Below are 4,104 nucleotides of genomic sequence, written 5' to 3'. Positions count from 1 at the left end.
AGACGTGTGCTCTTCCGATCTCTGATAAAGAAATAAATTTAAGTCTAGATGAATTCATAGAAAAATCAAATATTATTTGTAATGAATGCAAAACAAAAACAAATTCGAATTTTTTTTGTAAAGATTGCGGAAAATATATACATGAACTTTGTGGAAAAGAGCATTGTAATAAATATAAGCATTCTAACTTTGGTTATATTGATAAAAATAATATATTAATTAAAGATTTGAAAAAAAAATTAAATAAATAGGAAATTTTTCAAAAAACCATAAAAGAAATGTAAAATTTATAATCTCAAATAAACAAGAGGGGAAAAGATGAAACCATATGTAATCCTTATAGGAAGTGCTTCAGGAATAGGCAAATCAACTGCAGCTGCAGAACTTGCAAAAACACTTAATATAAAGCATTTAATGGAAACAGATTTTATAAGAGAGGTTGTTAGAGGAATAATAGGAAATGATTATGCTCCCGCTTTACACAAATCCTCCTATAATGCATATACAACACTTAGAAATCAAAAGAATTTCAATACTAAAGAAGCCCTAATCAATGCAGGTTTTGAGGAACACGCTTCCTTTGTCGTTCCAGCTATAGAAAAGGTAATAGATAGGGCAATAAAGGACAAGGACGACATAATAATAGAAGGAGTTCATCTTATTCCAGGACTTATAGATTTGGATAAATTCAAGGACAAGGCTTCCGTTCATTTCTTTATCCTAAGTTCAGATGAGAAAAGACATAAGGATCGTTTTGTAAAAAGAGCCACCGAAATCGGAAGAGGGGGCAAGCAATTAGATTACTTTAAGGAAAATAGAATAATTCATGATTATCTCGTTCAGGAAGCTGAAAACAATAATGTCAAGGTGATTAACAGCACAACAGTTAAAAAAACCGTAAAACGCATGCTATCAGAGATAAATGAAACCTGTGACATCATTCAGCTAAAAAATACAGTTGAGCAATTGGATGAAATAGCTAAAATCATAATAACAAAATATGGGGCAACAATAAAATATGTTTCATATCCAATCAAAGGCTTTAAGGAACCATTGATAAGGCAGATTAATGTTAGTGACATAGATGAATTCAATAGGTTCACAAATAGCCTTAACAAGCACGAAGAAAAGAGAAATGAATTGAAAAAGCTTTATAGTCTAACAGAATATAGGGAAAACATGATTTGTGCAATAAATAAGGAAACAATTGAAAAGATAAAAGAAGATTTGGACACAAATGGATTTTTATATAAAAAGGAATAAAACTATTAAAGTAAATTTTAAATTCAATAAAATCAAGAAATTTAAAGGATTTAATTTAAAAAAAGTAAAAAACTAATTAAATCAAAATTTAAGAATTTAATTTAAAAAAAACTAAAAAAACAATTAATTAAATCATAAAAAAGTTTTAAGTGATTATTATGGCAGATAAGGATGATATTATTACAGGACAAAATGCAACAATGAAAATCGACTGTCCAGTCTGCGGTGGAAAAAACACTGCAAATTATTTAACTCAAACTCATGAATTGGCTTATTTTGGAGAGATTGTAGAATCAACAATCCAATGTGAAAACTGTGGATTCAGACATAACGACATCATAGTTACAGAACAGAAAGACCCTGCAAAACATAGCCTAATCATTACTCCAAAATCATTGGATTCCAGAGTGGTCAGATCCCAAAGCGCTACAGTTTCACTTCCAGAAATCGGAATCAAGGTAGAACCAGGTCCAAAATCAGAAGGGTACATTTCAAATGTTGAAGGGGTTTTGGTAAGATTTAAGGCAGCTACCGAAAGAGCATTAAACATTTTTCAGGACGACCTATCCCAGGAAAACGGAAAAAAGGTTCTTGCAGACATCAATAAAGTATTGAACGGAGAAATGGAAACCTTACTTCTTATAGAAGATCCATTTGGACAAAGTAAAATCATGGACGTCCGTGCTAAAACTGAAGAACTAAGTGAAGAGGAGTTAAAACACTTAAAAACAGGTTTTACAGTTATTGAGGACGACGAATAATTTAAAATTCAAATAAGATAATAAAAAAGAAATCTGTTAAAAATATTTTAAAAATTTAAAAAAAAATAGCGCACAATCAAAAATAAAAATTGAAAATAGTTTAAAAATTTAAAAAAAATAGCACCCAATTAAAAATAAAAATTGAAAATAATTTAAAAATTTAAAAAAAAATAGCGCACAATTAAAAATAAAATTGAAAATAATTTAAAAATTTAAAAAAAAATAGCATTCAATTAAAAATAAAATTGAAAATAATTTTAAAATTAAATAAAAAAAATAAGTTAAAAACTTATAAAAAAATAAAAAAAGTAAAAATAGAAGAATTATTCTTCTATTTCTTCATCATCTTCGGTTTTAGCCATTGATAATGGAGTAAATTCATCTTCATCTACTACGTCTTTTAATTTAAGAGTTTTTTGAACATCCATAGCTAATGCATCACAATCAGCTTTAATAGCATTTAAATGTAATAAAATTCTTTCTTTTTCTTGATTGATTCTTTTAATATTAGTGTATGGATAGGTTGACTCTTTAAGCATTTCATACTCAATAGTGGTATAAGGGTATTCATTGAGTTGTTGACAAACTTGTTTTAAGATATCTCCTAAAAATTTATTCATTTCAACTTTTACTCTTTCCCTAATCATTTTATCGCTATCGAGATTAGCTTTCATTAAACGAACAACTTCAGCTTTAGCGAAAGGTAAGCTTTCTTCATCATCTTCAATTTGTTCTTGATTTAATTCTTCTTCATTTATTTCTTCTTCAGCCATAAAAAGGACTCCATAAATAAAATTTTATTAAATTAATTTTAAACTAATGCAATAAATAGGTTCATAAAATATTTTTTTATATCAAAAATTAGGAATAAATGAAATATCCTAAAAACATATTCGGAAAAATATTAAAAAAATATTAAAAGAATATTAAAAGAATATTAAAAAAATATTAAAAAAATTAATATTAATAAAATTTATCTAATTTTAAAATAAATCATGAATAGTAATTGAAATAAAAATTTAAATTTAAATATTAAATAATTTTTTCATAAAAACTATTTAAAATCTAAAAATTTCATTTACTAATCTAGATGTAATTATATATTTGTTTAAAGGAATATATAAAGATATCGTATAATATTGAATTCATGATTAATAATTCATTAGGTTATTGTTAAAAATATAAAAATAATTTAATCAAAAGTCAATAATTTTAATATCTTATAAAAAGGAAAAAATCAAAAAATAATTTTAAAAAATAATTTTATTAAAATCATAAATTTGAAAAATAAAATTTTTCATTTATAAAAAGTAAATTGAATAAATTAAAACAAAATCAAATAAGTAAAAAGTAAAAATAGAAAAAGTTAAAAAAATTGTTAAAAAACAGAAAAAATATTAAAAAAGTTAAAACTTGTTAAAAAACAGTGCAAATAGAAAAAGTTAAAAAAAGTTAAAAAAAAATTAAAAAAAGTAAAAAATAGCTAATAAAAAAAATAAAAAAAATAAAAAGAAAAACAAGGAATTTAATCAGAACAAGGATCTAAATTAAATTTGTATCTGTTTTCTTGATTTACAATAGAAGAACCTTCAAATCTTGCATCAATGATACTGGAGATTTTTTCAATTCCATCAAGGGAAAGTTCTTTACCTTCACTAATACCATAGAAAAAGGTAATTTCCTCATCATTGATTACATAATTTAATTCAAAATCATCTTTACCTAATTCTTCTTTAAATACTTCAGTTAATTTTTCTTCAATGTTTTTCTCAAGGTCTACCATAATATCACCTTTTATTGAATGATATACTTAATTAACTCTTCATCAGTTATATAATTAACTAAAAATTATCAATTAAACTTAACTCAATTAATAAAAAAATGATAAAAAATGATAAAAAATTAATCAAAAGTTTTTTAAATTAAAAAATAATTAAAATTAATTAAAATTAGATAAAAATAAGAAAAAATAGCAATAAATAATGAAATAACTAAAATAAATAATAAAAACAAGTGAAAATAATTAAAATAAAGAAAAATAAAGAAAAATAAAGAAAAATAAAGAAAAATAAAGAAAAAT

Annotated in this window: 4 protein-coding genes; 2 read left to right on the top strand and 2 right to left on the bottom strand. The window is 23.8% G+C overall.

What is annotated here, in order from left to right:
• Positions 1–318 precede the first annotated feature (318 nt).
• Both Q0138_RS02185 and Q0138_RS02180 read left to right on the top strand, forming a co-directional pair.
• On the top strand, positions 319–1,263 hold the full coding sequence (locus tag Q0138_RS02185) for a 3H domain-containing protein (protein WP_297980303.1): 945 nt from the start codon (positions 319–321) through the stop codon (positions 1,261–1,263).
• Between the two features lie 158 nt (positions 1,264–1,421).
• Positions 1,422–2,024, top strand: a complete 603-nt coding sequence (locus tag Q0138_RS02180; RefSeq protein ID WP_297980300.1) for a ZPR1 zinc finger domain-containing protein — start codon at positions 1,422–1,424, stop codon at positions 2,022–2,024.
• Positions 2,025–2,347: 323 nt separating this feature from the next.
• On the opposite strand, the gene Q0138_RS02175 is transcribed toward Q0138_RS02180, so the two are convergent.
• Together Q0138_RS02175 and Q0138_RS02170 are read right to left on the bottom strand one after the other, a co-directional pair.
• A complete protein-coding gene (locus tag Q0138_RS02175) occupies positions 2,348–2,797 on the bottom strand; it encodes a hypothetical protein (protein WP_297980297.1) in 450 nt (149 codons plus the stop codon).
• A 752-nt stretch (positions 2,798–3,549) separates the two neighbouring features.
• Complete coding sequence (locus Q0138_RS02170; protein ID WP_297980277.1) at positions 3,550–3,807, bottom strand: hypothetical protein; 258 nt, start codon at positions 3,805–3,807, stop codon at positions 3,550–3,552.
• Positions 3,808–4,104 lie beyond the last annotated feature (297 nt).

Origin of the sequence: uncultured Methanobrevibacter sp., assembly GCF_937906425.1 — an archaeon.
In the GTDB taxonomy this organism is placed as follows: Archaea; Methanobacteriota; Methanobacteria; order Methanobacteriales; family Methanobacteriaceae; genus Methanobrevibacter.
This window is presented reverse-complemented; position numbering and strand designations above follow the sequence as displayed.